This is a genomic window from Haloimpatiens myeolchijeotgali (assembly GCF_042688525.2).
GTDB lineage: Bacteria > Bacillota > Clostridia > Clostridiales > Clostridiaceae > Haloimpatiens.
This window is the reverse complement of the sequence record NZ_JBHWAB010000001.1, coordinates 77,501-95,898: the sequence shown is the minus strand read 5'-3', so window position 1 is coordinate 95,898 and position 18,398 is coordinate 77,501. Positions and strand designations below refer to the sequence as shown.

Below are 18,398 nucleotides of genomic sequence, written 5' to 3'. Positions count from 1 at the left end.
CATTTAAATATTAGTTGAATTTTATGCTATCTATCACCCATTGCATTATTTAAAACTTTTTCTTCTTCTTGTGATAATTCATATCTAGAAATTCCTCTATCAATTGGTTTTGCATAAACTACAGTATCATTTCTACCATATATACCTGTAATAACAAATCCTGTATTTTGATCATCTAATAAAGCAATTGAAAAACTCAAATCACTTCCAATATCCTCAAATGCTTTATATCTCATTATAGATGTTTTTTGAATACATCTATTTAATCTTTCACTTAATGCTTTAAAATCAGAATTAACTTCTTCGATTTTAGATTTATTTTCATCTATTTTATCAAGATAAGAATTAACTAATTGTTCTATATTTTTATTATCAGTACCTCTTGTAAATTTTCTATATTTATTTTCTAATTTACCAATAGCTTTAAAGGCAGAGATAACAAGAATTAATAGAAGTACTACTACAATTGCCATTGCTATAAATATATATGATTGATAATTACTAATAAATTCATTTAATGTGTTCAATCTTTCCACCCTCTCTGTCCAATGTTTCACGTGAAACATAATATATCACAAAATACTTAAACTCATATTATGAATTTTTTTATTACATATTAAACATATCTATAATTCTTTGAAAATCATCTTCAGAATAATATTCTATTTCTATCTTACCTTTTTTGTTCTTACCTTTGTTTTTAATAAATACTTTTGTACCTAAATAACCTTCTAATCTATTCCTAATATCCTCATAATATGGATTTTCAGCATATGCAACTTCTTGCTTTTTAACTTTTTTAGACATTTGCTTTATCAATTTCTCTATTTCTCTTACACTAAGTTTTTCATCAATTATACTTTGTGCTAAAGAATATTGCATTTCCTTATCTGAAATTGCTAATAAAGCTCTACCATGACCTTCTGTTATTACTCCTTCTATTATGTATTGTTGAACTCTTTCATCTAAGTTTAACAATCTCATACAATTAGTTATGGATGTTCTTGATTTACCAATTCTTTTTGATAATTGTTCCTGTGTTAAATTAAAATCTTTAATTAATTTATTATATGCCTCAGCTTCTTCAATAGGATTCAAGTCTTCCCTTTGTATATTTTCAATTAATGATACCTCTAGCACTTCTTTTTCAGACATATCCATAACAATAGCGGGTATTTGCTTAAGCCCTATACTTTTAGCTGCTCTCCATCTTCGTTCTCCAGCTATTATTATATAACACGTTCCATCTTTTTTTAAAACAACAGGCTGTATAACACCATATTGTTTTATTGATTCAGATAACTGCATTATCTTGTCAGAATCAAAAATTTTTCTAGGCTGTTTTTTATTGGGCTTTATGCTGTTTATTGAAATATTAAGAACTTTATTATCAAAATTATCTAGTTTTTCTTTTTCATTAGTATCAGGAATTAACGCTCCTAACCCCTTTCCTAAACCATGTTTTTTTATCAATATTAGTACTCCTTTCTATACTAATTTAATACTAACTTCATAAAACTACACTATCTACATATGTTATAAACAAAATTTTTCATTTCAAATGAAACTTTTACTACATTTAAAACTTAAAAGAATTTATACAACATTATTATAAATGAATTTTTAACAATTTTTTTATATTATTAAAATATAAACTTACTAGCTAATTTATTGATTATTCAAAAATTCTTCTGTTAAATCTTCATATGCTTTTGCACCCTTACATTTATCATCATATAAAATAATAGGAAGTCCAAAACTAGGCGCTTCAGCCAATCGTATATTTCTTGGTATAGTAGCTTTATAAACTTTATCTTTAAAATATTTCTTAACTTCATCAACTACTTCATTACTTAATTTTGTTCTTCCATCAAACATACTCATTAATATTCCTTCAACCTCTAAATTCTTATTCAAAGATTTTTTTACCAGTTGTATTGTACTAACGAGTTGTCCTACTCCCTCTAATGCATAAAACTCACATTGTATAGGAATCAAAACACTATCTGATGCAGTTAACGAATTGATTGTCAAAAATCCTAATGAAGGTGGACAATCAATAAAAATAAAATCAAATTCATCTTTTATATCCTCTAACTTTTTCTTTAATATAACTTCTCTATTTTTTTCACTCATAAGCTCAACTTCTGCACCGGCTAATTCCATAGTAGATGGAACTAAGTATAAGTTATCTATTAATTCAATTTTTAAAATAGTTTCTTTTAAACTAGTTTCTGATGTTAATATGTCATAAATTGATAATTCTATATTTTTCTTATCAATTCCAAGCCCACTAGTTGTATTTCCTTGAGGATCTATATCAATTGTCAAGACTTTATATCCTTTATTAGCTAAGTATGAACATAAATTTATATTGGTTGTTGTCTTACCCACTCCACCTTTTTGATTAAATATACAAATAGTTCTCATAAATTCACCACCTTATTGTATTTATGTTACAGAATAAACAAGATTTTGAGTTGTTCTATATTTATTATAATATCAATAACGAATTTAATAAATATAAAATTCAATTATTCCTTATAATTTTTACTTTCCTCTAGGAATTTACACTAATTTCCCACATAATTATAGACTAATTTTCAAAATATGTTTCACGTGGAACATATTTCGAGAATTAGTCTATAAAACTTGTACTTATCAAATACCAAAATAAGGTAATAAATTAGAAATCATATATAAAAACTTGATTAGTTAAAGGAGTGGGATTAAATGTCCCACTCCTTTAACTCCATAAATACGCTTATTTTTCATAGTTAATTATAAAAAAGATAATAATTTTTTATACAACTTTAAATCCTAGTTAAAAATCTTCCAATATTTATTTTTTAGGTATTTTTATAGTCACTTGGATTGAATCATCTAACTCTTTTGATCTATAACTTGCTTTTATTCCATACTTATCAAAAACTTGTTTTATTGTATTCATATATACCCTTGCACTAAATATGCCTTTTATTTTCTTCTTTCCATCTGCAGCTACTTCTTGACCACATAATTTCAACAATTCCTTATTGATAAGTTCTTCTGTTTTCTTTACATTCAAAGATTTTTCTATTACATTTTTTAATACCTCTTCTTGTAGCTCAATAGTTGGTAATTTTAAAAGTGCACGTGCATGTCTTTCTGTCAATTTGTTTTCTATAAGCTGTTTTCTAATTTTAGCATCTAATTTAAGCAATCTGATTTTATTAGCAATTGTAGATTGCTTTTTACCGATTACTTCTGCTAACTGTTCTTGTGTATATGAATGTTTTTTTATTAGATTATAATATGCCTCTGCTTCTTCTAAGAAATCTAAATCTTCTCTTTGAAGATTTTCTAAGAGAGCAATAGCTGCTGAATCTCTATCTTCTATATCCACTATTATAGATGGTATATCCTGTAATCCGGCTTTCTTTGCAGCTCTTAATCTTCTCTCTCCTGCTATTAGTTCATATTTACAATCTTCTATTTTTCTTACTGAAATAGGTTGAATTACTCCATATACCTTTATGGATTGAGCTAATTCCTCAATAGCTTGTTCATTAAAGTGTTTTCTTGGTTGATATAGATTGGGAACAATCATATCCACAGATATATAACTTATATTTTTCTGCATAACATACCATCCCTCTTATTTTTTCCTATTATTAACATTTCTCTACTTTTCAAAAAAATCCTTCTTTTTTGTTCATATTTTTTACTTTATTGGTTTTTTAGAAACATACCCTGCTTTTCTTGGATATCTCTTAGGTATCTCTTTTATCTTTTTTATAACTACTAAATTATGTCTTAAATCACTACCTTGTATGTCTACTTCAATTACATCCTCTAATTTACCACCTAAAATTTTAATAGCCTTTTTAGATTCATTTAATTCCTCTTTTACAGAAGGTCCTTTTAAAGCAATAAAATATCCATTAACCTTAACAAATGGTAAACAAAATTCGCTTAATACTGCTAAATTAGCAACTGCTCTAGAAACTGCTACATCATATTTTTCTCTATAAGTTTTATCAACACCAAAATCTTCTGCTCTTCCGTGTATAGTTTCTACATTTTGTAAATCAAGATTTCTTACAACTTCATCTAAAAAGTTTATTCTCTTTTTTAAAGAATCTAATAACGTTATACTTATATCTTCTTTAATTATCTTCATTGGTATACCTGGAAACCCTCCACCTGTACCAATATCAATTATTTTATGTGCTTTTTTTAAAGGATTAAATTTAAATATTTTCATAGAATCTATAAAATGTTTTTTTATTATTTCTTCATCTTCTGTTATAGCTGTTAAATTAATTTTCTTATTCCATTCTTTTATCATTTCTTTATATTTGATAAATTGTTCATACTTTTTATCATCTAAAATCAATCCCTCATTAACAGCTGCATCACTCAAAATATCAAAATATTTCATATACATCCTCCATCAATAAACTAATAAATTTTTAAACTATTATTATTATTTACTTCTGTTAAATTGTTCTAAATATATTAACAGTACTGATATATCCGCAGGTGATACTCCTGAAATTCTTGATGCTTGACCTAAATTATCTGGTTTTATCCTTTTTAATTTTTGTATTGCCTCTATTCTTAATCCCTTTATTTCTTCATAATTTATATCTTTTGATATAATTCTATTTTCCATCTTTTTAAATTGATTTACTTGTTCTATTTGTTTTTGAATATATCCTTCATATTTTGATATTATATTAACCTGCTCTTTTACACTATCTTGTAATTGCGGTCTTTCCTTGTCTAATGGTTCTACAATATAATAATTTAATTCAGGTCTTTTTATTAATTCATATAAATTTATAGGTTTCTTTAATTCAGTAGAGTTCACACTTTGTAAAAACTCATTTATTTCTCTTTTATTTGTTATTTTTACATTTTTCATTCTTTTAACTTCTTGATCTATAGCATTTTTTCTTAAAATATACTTTTTATACCTTTCTTCTTTAACAAGTCCTACTTCATATCCCATTTCTGTTAATCTTAAATCTGCATTGTCTTGTCTTAAAAGAAGCCTATATTCTGAACGAGAAGTCATCATTCTATAAGGTTCATTTGTACCTTTTGTAACTAAATCATCTATCAATACGCCTATATACGCATCTGAACGTTTTAATATAAAAGGCTCTTTATGTTGTAATTTTAATGCAGCATTTATACCAGCTACTATACCTTGTGCACCTGCTTCCTCATATCCTGAACTTCCATTTATTTGACCTGCTGAAAAAAGTCCTTGTATATCTTTAAATTCTAATGATAACTTTAATTGAATAGGATCTATACAATCATATTCAATAGCATATCCTGTTCTCATTACTTGAACATTTTCCATACCTGATACTGTTCTAAGCATTTTAATTTGTACATCCTCTGGTAAAGAACTTGACATACCTCCAACATACATTTCTTCGGTATTTTCTCCTTCAGGCTCTATAAAAATTTGGTGTTTTTCTTTATCTCTAAATCTCATAATTTTGTCCTCTATTGATGGACAATATCTTGGACCTACACTTTTTATTGAACCATTATATAATGGAGATCTATCAATATTATCTAAAATAACTTTATGTGTAGTATCATTTGTATAAGTTAAAAAACAAGATATTTGAGCTTTCTCTAAATCTTTACTCATAAATGAAAAAGGTACTATTTCTTCATCACCTGGTTGTTCTATCATCTTTGTAAAATCTAAAGAATTTCTATTAACTCTACATGGAGTTCCTGTTTTAAACCTTCTTAATTTAATTCCTAAATTTATTAGACTTTGAGATAATTTATTAGCTGGCATTAATCCACTTGGTCCTTCATTATAACTTTCTTCTCCAATTATTATTTTAGCTTTTAAATATGTTCCAGTAGCTAGTATTACTGCTTTGCATTTGAAGTATGCTCCATTTTTTGTTAATACACCTTTTATTTTATTATCTTCCATTTCTATATGTATAACTTCTAGTTGTCTTATTTGTATATTTTCCTCGTTTTCTAAAACATTTTTCATTCTTTGAGAATAGCTTTTTTTATCTGCTTGTGCTCTTAAAGAATGTACTGCCGGACCTTTTGATGTATTTAGCATTCTGGATTGAATAAAAGTACGATCAATATTTACACCCATCTCCCCACCTAATGCATCTATTTCTCTTACTAAGTGTCCTTTAGCAGTTCCTCCAATATTAGGGTTGCATGGCATTAATGCTACACTATCTAAATTCATTGCACAAACTAAAGTTTTACATCCCATTCTTGCACTTGCAAGAGCAGCTTCACATCCTGCATGTCCTGCTCCTATAACAACAACATCATATTCTTCAGCCATATACTTCATTTCTAACCCCTACTTTCCTAAACAAAATTCTGAAAAAATCTTATCTATTATATCTTCTTCAACAGTTTCACCAGTTATTTCTCCTAAATTTGACCATGCATTTCTAATATCAATAGACGCCAAATCAATTGCGTTTACGTTACATAAAACGTCTTCTGCTGATCTTAAGCTATCTTCAGCTCTAATTAATGCTTCTTTGTGCCTATTACTTGTTATATAAATATCTTCTGTTTTAACTTCTCCTCTGAAAAATAAATCTTTTATTAGACTTTTTATTTTTTCTAATCCTTCACCTGTCTTTACAGAAATATCTACTAAGTATTTTGAATTTAGTTTATCTATTTCTTGTTTTTCTATCTGTCTTCCTAAATCCTTTTTATTTAATAGAACAATGTATTTTTTATTTTTTATATAATCAATTACTTCTTCATCTTCTTCATCCAATTTTCTACTTAAATCTAACATTAATATAACTAAATCAGCTTCTTCTATTTTTTCTTTTGACTTCTCTACACCTATTTTTTCAACAACATTTTCTGTTTCCCTTATACCTGCAGTATCAACTAATCTTATAGGTATACCATCTATATTTATATATTCCTCGATTACATCTCTTGTAGTTCCTGGTATCTCCGTAACTATAGCCCTTCTCTCATCTAATAATGCATTTAAAAGTGATGATTTTCCAACATTTGGTTTACCTACAATAACTACCTTAAGTCCTTCTCTTATCATTTTTCCTTCATCTGCAGTTTTTAATAATCTATTTATTTTTTCTAATATATTTTTTATCTCTTCAATAACTTTATTACAAGTCATTTCCTCTAGATCTTCTTCTGGATAATCCACTGTAGCCTCTATATGCGCTATTAACTGAAGTAATTTATTTCTTAAGTCACTTATTTCCCTGGAAATTGTACCTTCTGATTGCTTAATAGCAGCCTTCATACTTAATTCTGTTTTAGATCTTATTATATCTATTACTGCTTCTGCCTGACTTAAATCTATTCTTCCATTTAAAAATGCTCTTTTAGTAAATTCTCCACGTTCTGCAAGTCTTGCTCCAGCTTTAATAACTTGTTTTAAAACTCTATTTGTTGCAATTACTCCTCCATGACAATTTATCTCAACAGTGTCCTCAGCTGTAAAACTTCTAGGTCCTTTCATATAACTTAGTATCACTTCATCTATAATTTCTTCATTATCTTTATCTATAATATATCCGTATCTCATAGTATAAGTTTTCATACCTATGATTGATTTTCCATTTTTGGCTTTAAAAATTTTATCTGCTATTTCTAAAGCTCTGTCTCCAGATATTCTTATTATGGAAATTCCACCTTCACCTAAACTAGTTGATACAGCTGCAATGGTATCAAATTCTTTCATTATTATTTTTCCTCCCAATTATACTAAACTAGCATTAATATTTTAGCCTATTCTCCTATTTTTACACTCTTTTAATTTTATCAGATATAAATAGAAATTTAAATATATAACATAATTGTAACATACATATATTCTTTAAAATTAAAAAGAAAGCCTTACCCTAGGCTTTCTTTAAATCTATAACTACTCTCCTATATGGTTCTTGCCCTTCACTAAAAGTACTAATACTAGGATCGCTTTGAAGCGCTGCATGTATTATTCTTCTTTCATAAGGATTCATTGGCTCTAGTTTCATACATCTATGATTTTGTTTAACTTTATAAGCCATTTTTTGGGCCAATTTTTTCAAAGTCTGTTCTCTCTTACTTCTATAGTTTTCCGTATCAATAATCACTCTTTTATATTCATCTTTATTATCTTTATTAATAGCAAGACTCACCAAATATTGAAGAGAATCTAAAGTTTCTCCTCTATGACCTATTATAAGTCCCATATTAGGTCCTGATAAATTGATTTTAAGTACAGACTTTTCTTCTTTTATTCTTATTTCTGATTTTATGTTCATACAATCAAATACTTTTCTCAAAAAAACTCTAGCATCTGATGAATAATCTTTTTTTACTGTAATTTTAACTTTAGCTTCTTTAACTCCTATTAATCCTAAAAATCCTTTACTCCCTTGTTCAATTACTTCTATATCAACTTTATCTCTAGTTACTTTTAATTCATCTAATCCTTTTTTTACAGCTTCTTCTACATTTCTCCCCACGACTTCTATAATTTTCATTACCGTAAGACACCGCCTTTCTATCAAAGTGTACTAGGCACTTTTCTTACTTAATTTCTGTGCTCTTTGCATTATTACTGTTTGAGCAATTTGGAATAAGTTATTTGTTACCCAATAAAGAACTAATGCACCTTTAACCCTTAAACTAAACCATGTAAAAAATACAGACATTACTATGTTAGTTGTAGTCATTTGTTTTGATTGTGCATTATCACTCTTGATTGCCATTAAAGATGAGGAAATATATGTTGTAATACCTGATACTATAGGTAAAATCAACGTTGTTATATCACTAAAAGATGCTAATGCACCTAAATCTTTTATCCATAAAAAACTTACTCCATTTATTTTTAAATTCATAAACACCCAATATAATGAAAAGAGTATAGGCATTTGAACAATTAAAGGTAGACATCCACTTAATGGATTAGCTCCATTTTCTTTATAAAGTTTCATCATTTCTTGCTGATATTTTTGAGGATCATTTTTATATTTCTGCTGTAATGTTTTCATTTGTGGCTGTATTTCACTCATCTTACTTGTAGATTTAATTTGCTTAACATATACAGGTATTAAAATAACTCTAACAATAATAGTAAATAAAATTATAGATAAACCGTACGTTATATTATCATTAGGTATAAAGTTTGACAATGAACCATGCAACATTTCAAAAAATTTAGACAACCATTCAGTTAAATAATGCACTTTTAAACCTCCTAAAATATATAATAACTACTTAACAGGATCATATCCCCCTTTATTAAAAGGATGACACTTTAATATTCTCTTTATAGCCATAATACCACCTTTTAATGCACCATATTTTTCTATAGCTTCAATAGCATATTGTGAACATGTTGGATAAAATCTACAACAAGGCGCTTTTAAAGGAGAGATATATTTTCTATAAAATTTAATGATTCTTATTAAGATATTTTTCATTTTTATACAAACCAGCTTTCCTTAACAAATTGATTAAAGATTTTTCTACATCTTTATAAGCCTTATCTTTACAAGCTGTTCTTGCAATAAATACCAAATCGAACCCTTTTCTCAAATCTACCTTATTCAATCTATAGCTTTCTTTTATTAATCGTTTAACTCTGCTTCTTGTTACACTTTTTCCAACTTTTTTACTTACAGAGATTCCTACCCTAGTTATGTCATCATTATTATTATTCTTATAAATATATAACACTAAAAGTTTATTAGAAAAAGATTTTCCTCTTTTATACACTCTTCTGAATTCAATATTTTTTCTAATACTTTCTTCCTTCATCTAATTAATACTCCTTTTTATCTGCAATTGCAGAAAAAGGCCACAAAAGCGGCCTTATGCTGTCAATCTTTTTCTACCTTTTTGTCTTCTTCTCTTAATAACATTTCTTCCAGCTTTAGATCTCATTCTTTTTCTAAAACCATGTTCTCTTTTTCTTTGTAATTTCTTAGGTTGGTAAGTTCTTTTCATTATACTACACCCCCTTCATTCCAACATAATATATAGCAAAATGTACCTTACTATCTTAAATAATATTGTATTTATATTTTTACTATTAAATTATATAGTTATAGATTATTAATGTCAAGAACAACAAATTTCATTAATTTACTTTAATCTGTGCATATTTTTTTATATTTTTAATATTTTTGTGGATAATTTCTTGAATACAAGTATTCGTTTTGATATTATTAAGTATGAACTGTTAATAATTTATTTATTTACAAAGTTATACACAGCCTGTTAATAACTTTGTGGATAACTTGTTTAGTTTTATCAATTTAACTTATTTATTATTCTTATAATTAACTATTCACCATATTTTTATAACTATTTGTTCTGTTAATAATTATTTTTTTTTGTTGTGTATAATTATTTTTTTAAAAAAACTATAAACAATATTATACACATGTGAATATTTTTTTTAACATTTGTCAAGAACTTAAAATAAGTTAATTATTTGTAGATAACATTGTTAATCTACTGTTGATTATTTTTTTGAACTGGAGGATAAAAAATGGATGTTCATCTTACTCAAATTTGGGAAAAAACTTTAAATATCATAAAAGGTGAACTTACAGAAGTCAGCTTTAATACTTGGATTAAAAGTATAATTCCTATAGCAATAGAACAAGATCTATTAAAACTAGGTGTTCCCAATAATTTTACAAAAGAAATATTAGAAAACAGATATAAAACTTTAATCGCTAATGCTATAAAATTAATAACATCAAAAAAATACAATATTAATTTTATCATAGCCACCGAAGATGCTGTTGAAACTAATCCTAAAAGAATTATAAAAAAAGAACGTGATAAATTACTAACTAGTGATGAGACTACTTGTAATTTAAATCCTAAATACACTTTTGATTCTTTTGTTATTGGAAATAGTAATAGATTTGCTCATGCTGCTTCTTTAGCTGTAGCAGAATCACCAGCTAAAGCATATAACCCTTTGTTTATATATGGGGGAGTAGGTTTGGGAAAAACCCATTTAATGCACGCTATAGGTCATTATATTTTACAAAACAATCCAAATGCTAAAGTTGTATATGTGACTTCTGAAAAGTTTACCAATGAGCTTATTAATTCCATAAAAGACGATAAAAATGTTGACTTCAGGAATAAATATAGAAATGTAGATATCCTTCTAATTGATGATATCCAATTTATTGCTGGAAAAGAGCGAACTCAAGAGGAATTTTTCCATACTTTTAATGCTCTTCATGAAGCAAATAAACAAATAATTCTATCTAGTGATAGACCTCCTAAAGAAATTCCTACATTAGAAGACAGACTTCGTTCAAGATTTGAGTGGGGGTTAATTGCAGATATTCAGGCACCTGATTTCGAAACTAGAATTGCAATATTGAAGAAAAAAGCTGACGTTGAAAGTTTAAATATTCCAAATGAAGTTATGGTATATATAGCAAATAAAATAAAATCCAATATTAGAGAATTAGAAGGAGCCTTAATAAGAATTGTTGCTTTTTCATCATTAACAAACAAAGAAATAAGTGTTGATTTAGCTTCAGAAGCATTAAAAGATATAATTTCAAGCAATCAAAATAAGCAAATTACTATTGGACTTATACAAGATATAGTTTCAAGTTATTTTAATTTAAGTATCAATGATTTTAAGTCTTCAAGAAGAACTAGAAATATAACATATCCAAGACAAATAGCTATGTATTTATGTAGAAAACTAACTGATATGTCTCTTCCTAAAATAGGTGAAGAATTTGGTGGTAGAGATCATACTACTGTTATCCATGCATATGAAAAGATTTCAAATAACTTAAAAAAAGATATTAGTTTAAAAAATATGGTTGATGAATTAGCCAAAAAAATATCTCAAAACTAACAATTGTTTATAATATATGTTTAATATTATGTGGATAAAAGAAAATACTTATATTTTTTATATTTACTGTGGATAAACTCTTTTTTTAATTATGCTTTTATCCACAATTATTTTTGCTATACTTTTCCCATATTTTCTACGTTTATAACAGTTATCCACATATCAACAGTGCCTACTACTATTACTACTAAAAAAATATAGTATATCTTATCTATCTATACTAATTTAACAATGTGGATAAGGAGGTTTTTATATTGAAATTTACATGTGAAAAAAACAAATTACAAGAAGCTATTTTTATTGCTCAAAAAGCTATAACAGGTAAATCAACTATGGCTATTTTACATGGTATATTACTTATAGCTAAAAATAATACTATTACATTAATAGGATCTGATATAGATTTAAGTATTGAAACAAAATTAGATGCTACTGTTTCAGAAGAAGGTAAAATAGTTGTAGACTCTAGATTATTCGGGGAAATTATAAAAAAATTACCTAATAGTGAAGTAGAAATTGCTACAATAGAAAATAATTCTATAAACATAAAATGTGAAAAATCTAATGCTACACTACTACACATGGATGCTAGTAATTATCCAGAACTTCCAACTATTAATGAAAATATGATTTGTTCTATATCTCAAAAATTACTAAAAAATATGATAAAAGGAACTATCTTTGCTAGTGCTCAAGATGAAACAAGACCTATTCTAACAGGTGTTTTATTTGAAATTAATGATAGAAAATTAAATCTTATAGCATTAGATGGATACAGATTAGCATTAAGAAGTGAAAGTATAAATAATGATAATTCCATAAGTGCAGTAATTCCTGGAAAAACGTTAAATGAAGTTTCTAAAGTATTAGAAGATGATGATAACACTGTTAATATTACTTTTACACCTAACCATATATTATTTAATTTAGGAAAAACTAAAATTATGTCAAGGTTACTAGAAGGAGAATTTATAAGATATAATTCAATTATTCCAGAAGAATATAATTTAAAAGTAATAGTAAAAAGAGATGAAATATTAAAATGTATAGAAAGAGCTTCTTTAGTAGGAAAAGATGGAAATACAAATTTAGTAAAATTAGATATATGTGATGATAATATGATTATCACTTCTAATTCTCAATTGGGAAAAGTTAGAGAAGAATTAAATATAATTTTGCAAGGCGAATCTCTTAAAATTGCATTTAATGCAAAATATTTAATAGATGTTTTCAAAATAATGGATGAAGAAGAAATATGTATGGAATTATCAAGTAGCGTAAGTCCTTGTGTAATAAAAAATAAAGAAAAAAATAATTGTATATATTTATTATTGCCAGTAAGATTGCACAATAACTAAAATAATTAAGAAGGTGATTTTATGAAAGAAATCAAAATTAACACAGAAATAATAAAGTTAGATGCTTTTTTAAAGTGGGCAGCAATAGCTTCATTAGGTTCTGAAGCTAAATTTTATATAAAAAATGGTGAAGTAAAAGTTAATGGAGAAATTGAATTAAGAAGGGGAAGAAAATTAAATAAAGGTGATATAATAGAATTTAATAACGAAGAATATAAAATAAATTAAAATATATTTTCGTAATAATTATGTGTTTAACTATATTATGGTATAATAAAAGGTGTATGATATCATGTACGTAAAACAATTACAGCTTTCAAGATTTAGAAATTATGAAAATTTAAATATAGAATTTGGAAATAATGTTAATGTATTGGTAGGAGATAATGCACAAGGAAAAACTAACATTTTAGAAAGTATATATTATTGCAGTTTGGGAAAATCTCATAGAACCAGTAGAGATAAAGAACTGATAAAATGGAATGGAAAAGATGCATATATATCTCTTTTTGTATGTAAACAAAGGTTAAATAAAAAAATAGATATAAAAATTTTTAAAGAAGGTAAAAAAGGGGTAAATGTAAATTCCATAAAAATCTCAAAAATTTCTGACTTAATAGGGATTTTTAATGTTGTTATGTTTTCACCTGAAGATTTAAATATCATTAAAGGATCTCCGTCATCTAGAAGAAAGTTTTTAGATATTGAATTATGTAAATTAAATAAAAGGTATTATTATAATTTAGCTCAATATAAAAAAGTATTGAGTGAAAGAAATGCTTTTTTGAAAAGAATAAGAAAAGCTAATGATATGTTAGAAGTATATGATTTACAGTTGAGTAAATTTGGAGCGCTTATTATACAAGAAAGAGTAAAATATATAAATATGCTTAATCGAGAAGGCAATATTATACATAATAATATTACATCTCAAAAGGAAAATATAAAGTTTGATTATATGTCGTCAGTAAAAAATTTAAATAATATTGAAGAGGCTCTTTTTTATTTAATTAAAAGTCATAGAAAAACTGATATAGAAAAAAATAATACATCTATTGGTCCTCATAGAGATGACTTTTCCGTCAGAATAAACGGAGTAGATGCTAGAAATTATGGATCTCAAGGGCAACAAAGAACTTCAGTGCTTACAATAAAATTTGCATCACTACACATAGTAAAAGAACTTACAGGAGAATTTCCTGTTCTTTTATTAGATGATGTTTTATCGGAACTGGATACTAGGAGACAAAAATATATATTGAATTCAATAAAAAATGTTCAAACTATAATTACATGTTCGGGTATGAACAATATTGAAAAATATTTAGACAAAAATGCTATAGTATATGAGGTTAATGGCGGAAATATAAATAAAATTATGTAAAAATGAGGAGGAATTTTATGTTTTTGCATTTAGGTGAAAACGTAGTTGTACCAGTTGATGATGTAATAGGAATTTTTGATATAGATACAACTATGTACAGTTCAGACACTATTCAATTTTTGAGATGGGCTGAGGAAGATGGATTTGTTGAGAGGATTACTAAAGAAAAACCTAAATCCTTTGTGCTAGCTGAAGTAGATAAAAAGAGTAAAATATTTTTGTCTCCAATATCTTCATCTACACTTAATAAAAGAACTAAACTTGTATATTCTCAACTTTAGTGTTTTAGTATCGTATCAGTTCAGTTAGGAGGTACAATCTCAATGGAAAATAATCAAGTATATGATGAAAGTCAAATTCAAGTATTAGAAGGTTTAGAGGCAGTAAGAAAGAGACCTGGAATGTATATAGGAAGTACAAGTGTAAGGGGACTTCATCATTTAGTCTATGAAATAGTAGACAATAGTATAGATGAGGCTTTAGCAGGATATTGTAATAATATAGAAGTTACTATACACAAAGATAATTCAGTTACAGTAGAAGATGATGGAAGAGGAATGCCCGTAGGACTTCATCCAAAGATGAAAAAACCTACAGTAGAAGTAATAATGACAGTTCTTCATGCTGGTGGTAAATTTGGAGGTGGAGGATACAAAGTTTCTGGTGGACTTCACGGTGTTGGAGCCTCTGTTGTTAATGCATTATCTTCAAAATGTGTAGTAGAAGTACATAGAGATGGAGATATATGGAGACAAGAATACGAAAGAGGTAATGTAAAAACTGATTTAATGAACATAGGTACAACTGATAAACATGGAACTATTGTTTATTTTTCACCTGATGATGAAATATTTGAAGAAATAGATTTTGATTTTGATACATTAGCTCAAAGGTTAAGAGAATTAGCATTTTTAAATAAAGGTATAAAAATTACATTTACAGATGAAAGAGAAGAAAAAGAAGAAATTTTTCATTATGAGGGTGGGATAAAATCTTTTGTATCTTACTTGAATAGAAATAAACAGACTTTATATGATAAACCAGTTTACGTAGAAGGATTTAAAGATGATTATGTGGTAGAAATTGCATTTCAACATAATGATACATATTCAGAAAATATTTTTTCTTTTGCAAATAATATTGATACTGTAGAAGGTGGAACTCACCTTTCAGGATTTAAAAGTGCTTTAACTAGAATAATAAATGATTATTCAAAAAGATTTGGTTTTCTAAAAGAAAATGATAAGAATTTATCAGGTGAAGATATTAGAGAAGGACTTACAGCTGTAGTGTCTGTAAAACTTACAGAACCTCAATTTGAAGGTCAAACGAAGACTAAACTTGGAAATAGTGAAGCAAGAGGAATAGTAGATAGCATATTGAATGAACGTGTAGGTATTTACTTAGAAGAAAATCCTCAAATTGCTAAAGTAATAGTTGATAAAGCGTTAACAGCATCAAGAGCTAGAGAAGCAGCAAGAAAAGCTAGAGAGCTTACAAGAAGAAAAACAGCTTTAGAAAGTACAGCATTGCCTGGGAAACTTTCAGATTGCTCATCAAAAGATGCTAGTAAATGTGAGGTATACTTAGTCGAAGGTGATTCTGCGGGTGGTAGTGCAAAACAAGGTAGAAATAGAGAGTTTCAAGCTATATTGCCATTACGTGGTAAGATAATGAATGTTGAAAAACAAAGATTAGATAAAATACTTGGATATCAAGAAATAAGGGCTATGATAACAGCTTTTGGAGCTGGAATAGGAAAAGATTTTGATATAAATAAAATAAGATATCATAGAATAATAATCATGACAGATGCCGATGTAGATGGTGCACATATAAGAACATTATTATTAACATTTTTCTATAGATATATGAGAGAACTTGTTGAACAAGGACATGTGTATATAGCTCAACCACCTTTATTTAAAGTTTCTAAAGGTAGAAAAGATTATTATTCATATAGTGATAAGGAGTTAGACAATATTCTAAAAGAAGTTGGTGGCAAAGATAAGAGTACTCAAATACAGAGGTACAAAGGACTTGGAGAAATGGATGCAGAACAACTTTGGGAGACTACAATGAACCCTGAAAAGAGAACATTACTTAAAGTTACGGTTGAAGATGCAATGGCTGCAGATGAAATATTTACCATTCTCATGGGTGATAAAGTAGAACCTCGTAGGCAGTTTATACAAGAAAACGCTAAAAAAGTTGTTAATCTAGATATATAAACAGTAAAAGAGGTGTAACTTAATGTTTGAAGGTAAAATAATACCAGTTGATATAAGAAAAGAAATGAAAAAATCTTATATAGATTATGCCATGAGTGTAATTGTTGGTCGTGCATTACCAGATGTAAGAGATGGACTTAAGCCTGTGCATAGAAGAATAATATATTCTATGTATGAATTAGGATTAACTCCTGAAAAAGGATACAGAAAATGTGCTAGAATAGTCGGAGATGTTTTAGGTAAATATCATCCACATGGAGATACAGCAGTTTATGATGCATTAGTAAGAATGGCACAAGATTTCTCGATGAGATACCCACTTGCAGATGGACATGGAAACTTTGGTTCTGTAGATGGTGATTCAGCTGCTGCAATGAGATATACAGAAGCAAAAATGAGTAAGATATCTTTACAAATGGTAAGAGATATAAATAAAAATACAGTTGATTTTATTCCAAATTTCGATGGTGAAGAAAAAGAACCATCTGTAATACCAGCTAGATTTCCTAATCTTTTAGTAAATGGTTCATCAGGAATAGCTGTAGGTATGGCAACTAACATACCACCTCATAATTTATGTGAGGTTGTTAATGGAATAATAAAATTAATAGAAAATCCAGAAACTAGTATTTTAGAGTTGATGACAGAAATAAAAGGTCCAGATTTCCCAACAGCAGGTATAATAATGGGCAAATCTGGAATAAGAAGAGCATATGAAACAGGTAGAGGAAGAATTGTAATAAGAGCTAAAACAGATATTGAAGAAGTTAAAGGAAGACATAAAATTATTGTTACAGAACTTCCTTATCAAGTTAATAAAGCAAGACTTATAGAGAATATAGCTGACCTTGTTAAGAACAAAAAGATAGATGGAATATCTGATTTAAGAGATGAGTCAGATAGACAGGGTATGAGAGTTGTAATAGAGCTAAAGAAAGATGCTAATCCTAATGTAGTTTTAAATAGATTATATAAGCATACTAAGCTTCAGGATACTTTTGGAGTAATAATGCTTGCTTTGGTAGATGGAGAACCAAAAGTATTAAATCTAAAAGAAATATTAGTACAGTATGTAAAATTCCAAGAAGAAGTAATAACAAGAAGAACTGAATTTCAACTTAATAAGGCATTAGCAAGAGCTCATATATTAGAAGGATTGAAGATAGCTCTTGATCATATAGATGCAGTAATAAGTTTAATTAGAGCTTCAAAAACTGCATCAGAAGCTAAAGAAGGTTTAATAAATAAATTTAATCTTTCAGAAAAACAAGCACAAGCTATATTAGACATGAAGCTTCAAAGATTAACTGGTTTAGAAAGAAATAAGATAGAAGAAGAGTATAATCAATTAATGGATAATATAAAACATTTAAAAGAAATATTAAGTAATAAAGAAATGTTATTAAATATAATAAAAGAAGAACTTATAGAAATAAAAAATAAATATGGTGATGAAAGAAGAACATCTATAGAAAAAGATATGAGAGATATAGATATAGAAGATTTAATAGAAGAGAGAGACGTAGTAATTACGT

At 27.2% G+C, this 18,398-nt stretch carries 19 protein-coding genes (1 of these 19 cut by a window edge); 7 read left to right on the top strand and 12 right to left on the bottom strand.

The features are described 5' to 3' along the window. Positions 1-26: 26 nt before the first annotated feature. The 12 genes from ACFIJ5_RS00505 to rpmH all read right to left on the bottom strand — a co-directional run bounded on the left by ACFIJ5_RS00505 (position 27) and on the right by rpmH (position 9,993). Positions 27-566: a DUF4446 family protein gene (locus ACFIJ5_RS00505; protein WP_379802680.1), complete on the bottom strand. Its 540-nt coding sequence runs from the start codon at positions 564-566 to the stop codon at positions 27-29. A 43-nt stretch (positions 567-609) separates the two neighbouring features. Continuing rightward, positions 610-1,473 (bottom strand): ParB/RepB/Spo0J family partition protein, encoded by an 864-nt coding sequence (locus ACFIJ5_RS00500; protein ID WP_379802678.1) that lies wholly within the window; start codon positions 1,471-1,473, stop codon positions 610-612. Between the two features lie 195 nt (positions 1,474-1,668). Beyond that, positions 1,669-2,430, bottom strand: a complete 762-nt coding sequence (locus tag ACFIJ5_RS00495) for a ParA family protein (RefSeq protein ID WP_379802677.1) — start codon at positions 2,428-2,430, stop codon at positions 1,669-1,671. Positions 2,431-2,842: 412 nt separating this feature from the next. Continuing rightward, positions 2,843-3,622 (bottom strand): nucleoid occlusion protein, encoded by a 780-nt coding sequence (gene noc / locus ACFIJ5_RS00490; RefSeq protein WP_379802675.1) that lies wholly within the window; start codon positions 3,620-3,622, stop codon positions 2,843-2,845. Between the two features lie 81 nt (positions 3,623-3,703). Beyond that, the gene (gene rsmG / locus ACFIJ5_RS00485) at positions 3,704-4,423 is read right to left on the bottom strand and encodes a 16S rRNA (guanine(527)-N(7))-methyltransferase RsmG (RefSeq protein WP_379802674.1); all 720 of its coding nucleotides are present in this window, start codon (positions 4,421-4,423) and stop codon (positions 3,704-3,706) included. A 45-nt stretch (positions 4,424-4,468) separates the two neighbouring features. Continuing rightward, the gene (gene mnmG / locus ACFIJ5_RS00480) at positions 4,469-6,346 is read right to left on the bottom strand and encodes a tRNA uridine-5-carboxymethylaminomethyl(34) synthesis enzyme MnmG (protein ID WP_379802672.1); all 1,878 of its coding nucleotides are present in this window, start codon (positions 6,344-6,346) and stop codon (positions 4,469-4,471) included. A 9-nt stretch (positions 6,347-6,355) separates the two neighbouring features. Then, positions 6,356-7,735 (bottom strand): tRNA uridine-5-carboxymethylaminomethyl(34) synthesis GTPase MnmE, encoded by a 1,380-nt coding sequence (mnmE, locus tag ACFIJ5_RS00475; RefSeq protein WP_379802670.1) that lies wholly within the window; start codon positions 7,733-7,735, stop codon positions 6,356-6,358. A gap of 160 nt (positions 7,736-7,895) precedes the next feature. Beyond that, the gene (jag, locus tag ACFIJ5_RS00470; protein ID WP_379802669.1) at positions 7,896-8,522 is read right to left on the bottom strand and encodes an RNA-binding cell elongation regulator Jag/EloR; all 627 of its coding nucleotides are present in this window, start codon (positions 8,520-8,522) and stop codon (positions 7,896-7,898) included. Positions 8,523-8,555: 33 nt separating this feature from the next. Then, complete coding sequence (yidC, locus tag ACFIJ5_RS00465) at positions 8,556-9,230, bottom strand: membrane protein insertase YidC (RefSeq protein ID WP_379802667.1); 675 nt, start codon at positions 9,228-9,230, stop codon at positions 8,556-8,558. A 27-nt stretch (positions 9,231-9,257) separates the two neighbouring features. Then, positions 9,258-9,467 carry a membrane protein insertion efficiency factor YidD gene (yidD, locus tag ACFIJ5_RS00460; RefSeq protein ID WP_379802666.1) on the bottom strand — a complete coding sequence of 70 codons (210 nt, stop codon included), beginning with the start codon at positions 9,465-9,467 and terminating at the stop codon, positions 9,258-9,260. Continuing rightward, positions 9,439-9,804, bottom strand: a complete 366-nt coding sequence (rnpA, locus tag ACFIJ5_RS00455) for a ribonuclease P protein component (RefSeq protein ID WP_379802664.1) — start codon at positions 9,802-9,804, stop codon at positions 9,439-9,441. The genes yidD and rnpA overlap by 29 nt, the downstream gene beginning before the upstream one ends. Positions 9,805-9,858: 54 nt before the next feature. Next, on the bottom strand, positions 9,859-9,993 hold the full coding sequence (gene rpmH / locus ACFIJ5_RS00450) for a 50S ribosomal protein L34 (RefSeq protein ID WP_379802663.1): 135 nt from the start codon (positions 9,991-9,993) through the stop codon (positions 9,859-9,861). A gap of 547 nt (positions 9,994-10,540) precedes the next feature. Here rpmH and dnaA point away from each other — a divergent pair. The 7 genes from dnaA to gyrA form a co-directional block, all read left to right on the top strand. After that, positions 10,541-11,890 (top strand): chromosomal replication initiator protein DnaA, encoded by a 1,350-nt coding sequence (dnaA, locus tag ACFIJ5_RS00445; protein WP_379802661.1) that lies wholly within the window; start codon positions 10,541-10,543, stop codon positions 11,888-11,890. A 254-nt stretch (positions 11,891-12,144) separates the two neighbouring features. Continuing rightward, entirely contained in the window at positions 12,145-13,248 is a 1,104-nt protein-coding gene (gene dnaN, locus ACFIJ5_RS00440) for a DNA polymerase III subunit beta (protein WP_379802660.1), read from the top strand. Between the two features lie 21 nt (positions 13,249-13,269). Then, complete coding sequence (gene yaaA, locus ACFIJ5_RS00435; protein WP_379802658.1) at positions 13,270-13,476, top strand: S4 domain-containing protein YaaA; 207 nt, start codon at positions 13,270-13,272, stop codon at positions 13,474-13,476. Between the two features lie 64 nt (positions 13,477-13,540). Then, complete coding sequence (gene recF, locus ACFIJ5_RS00430) at positions 13,541-14,632, top strand: DNA replication/repair protein RecF (protein WP_379802657.1); 1,092 nt, start codon at positions 13,541-13,543, stop codon at positions 14,630-14,632. 17 nt (positions 14,633-14,649) lie between these two features. Next, complete coding sequence (gene remB / locus ACFIJ5_RS00425) at positions 14,650-14,913, top strand: extracellular matrix regulator RemB (RefSeq protein WP_379802656.1); 264 nt, start codon at positions 14,650-14,652, stop codon at positions 14,911-14,913. A gap of 42 nt (positions 14,914-14,955) precedes the next feature. Beyond that, the gene (gyrB, locus tag ACFIJ5_RS00420; protein WP_379802655.1) at positions 14,956-16,863 is read left to right on the top strand and encodes a DNA topoisomerase (ATP-hydrolyzing) subunit B; all 1,908 of its coding nucleotides are present in this window, start codon (positions 14,956-14,958) and stop codon (positions 16,861-16,863) included. Positions 16,864-16,885: 22 nt separating this feature from the next. Then, on the top strand, positions 16,886-18,398 hold the 5' portion of the coding sequence (gene gyrA, locus ACFIJ5_RS00415) for a DNA gyrase subunit A (RefSeq protein ID WP_379802654.1). 1,028 nt of this gene lie beyond the right edge of the window; the window shows 1,513 of its 2,541 coding nt (coding positions 1-1,513); the start codon lies at positions 16,886-16,888; the stop codon falls past the right edge of the window.

Excerpts from the sequence above, each read along its gene's own strand:
- ACFIJ5_RS00505 (WP_379802680.1), bottom strand. The coding sequence starts at position 566 with ATGTTTCACGTGAAACATTGGACAGAGAGGGTGGAAAGATTGAACACA.
- ACFIJ5_RS00495 (WP_379802677.1), bottom strand. The coding sequence starts at position 2,430 with ATGAGAACTATTTGTATATTTAATCAAAAAGGTGGAGTGGGTAAGACA.
- noc (WP_379802675.1), bottom strand. The coding sequence starts at position 3,622 with ATGCAGAAAAATATAAGTTATATATCTGTGGATATGATTGTTCCCAAT.
- rsmG (WP_379802674.1), bottom strand. The coding sequence starts at position 4,423 with ATGAAATATTTTGATATTTTGAGTGATGCAGCTGTTAATGAGGGATTG.
- mnmG (WP_379802672.1), bottom strand. The coding sequence starts at position 6,346 with ATGAAGTATATGGCTGAAGAATATGATGTTGTTGTTATAGGAGCAGGA.
- mnmE (WP_379802670.1), bottom strand. The coding sequence starts at position 7,735 with ATGAAAGAATTTGATACCATTGCAGCTGTATCAACTAGTTTAGGTGAA.
- jag (WP_379802669.1), bottom strand. The coding sequence starts at position 8,522 with ATGAAAATTATAGAAGTCGTGGGGAGAAATGTAGAAGAAGCTGTAAAA.
- yidD (WP_379802666.1), bottom strand. The coding sequence starts at position 9,467 with ATGAAAAATATCTTAATAAGAATCATTAAATTTTATAGAAAATATATC.
- rnpA (WP_379802664.1), bottom strand. The coding sequence starts at position 9,804 with ATGAAGGAAGAAAGTATTAGAAAAAATATTGAATTCAGAAGAGTGTAT.
- rpmH (WP_379802663.1), bottom strand. The coding sequence starts at position 9,993 with ATGAAAAGAACTTACCAACCTAAGAAATTACAAAGAAAAAGAGAACAT.
- dnaA (WP_379802661.1), top strand. The coding sequence starts at position 10,541 with ATGGATGTTCATCTTACTCAAATTTGGGAAAAAACTTTAAATATCATA.
- yaaA (WP_379802658.1), top strand. The coding sequence starts at position 13,270 with ATGAAAGAAATCAAAATTAACACAGAAATAATAAAGTTAGATGCTTTT.
- recF (WP_379802657.1), top strand. The coding sequence starts at position 13,541 with ATGTACGTAAAACAATTACAGCTTTCAAGATTTAGAAATTATGAAAAT.
- remB (WP_379802656.1), top strand. The coding sequence starts at position 14,650 with ATGTTTTTGCATTTAGGTGAAAACGTAGTTGTACCAGTTGATGATGTA.
- gyrB (WP_379802655.1), top strand. The coding sequence starts at position 14,956 with ATGGAAAATAATCAAGTATATGATGAAAGTCAAATTCAAGTATTAGAA.